The sequence below is a fragment of the Streptomyces sparsogenes subsp. cuspidosporus genome, assembly GCF_039532705.1.
GTDB classification, from domain to species: Bacteria; Actinomycetota; Actinomycetes; order Streptomycetales; family Streptomycetaceae; genus Streptomyces; species Streptomyces sparsogenes.
Genome location: NZ_BAAASD010000173.1, coordinates 1 through 532, shown reverse-complemented (window position 1 = coordinate 532; position 532 = coordinate 1). Strand labels below are relative to the sequence as shown.

At 75.9% G+C, this 532-nt stretch carries 1 protein-coding gene and 1 pseudogene; one reads left to right on the top strand and one right to left on the bottom strand.

From position 1 onward, the window contains the following. Positions 1-295, top strand: a pseudogene (locus tag ABFY07_RS42925) (M6 family metalloprotease domain-containing protein); the annotation flags it as partial. A 16-nt stretch (positions 296-311) separates the two neighbouring features. Here ABFY07_RS42925 and ABFY07_RS42920 read toward each other — a convergent pair. After that, positions 312-532 (bottom strand): Sir2 family NAD-dependent protein deacetylase (locus ABFY07_RS42920; protein ID WP_346179641.1); only part of this gene is annotated, 221 nt, incomplete at its 5' end.

Genomic DNA, 532 nt, shown 5'->3' with positions numbered 1-532 from the left:
CGGTTACGCCCTGGAGGTGCGCACCCAGGACGGCAACGACGAGGCGGTCTGCCGGCCGGGGGTGCTGGTCTACCGGGTGGACGCCGAGGTCGACACCGGGCTCGGCCCCGTCGAGGTGGTCGACGCCACCCGCGACAGCGGCGGCTGCACCCGGCGCCCCAACGTCCACGCGGAACTCTCCGACGCCCCGTTCCGCCCGGGCGAGAGCTTCGACGCCGGCGAGGACGGCGTCCGGGTCACGGTCGCCGGGGCCGACCTCGAAGGCACGTACACGGTGCGCGTCAGCCGCAAGTGAGCGGTGCGCGGCGCCCTCACACGGAAACGGGGGCACCGCCGCCCGGACGGCCCAGTGCGCGTGACCCGGTCGGCCCCCTGTCGTTGGCGTCATCGTCCGCCGGCTCCCCGACGGAGGCCGGGTGCGGCGCCGCCCCGATGCACCGCGGGGCGAACAGGCTGCCGTGCAGGTGCACCGGCTCCCGGGACCCGGCCCGCTCGTGCAGGTCGTCGGCGTTCTGGGTGATGACGACGGTGT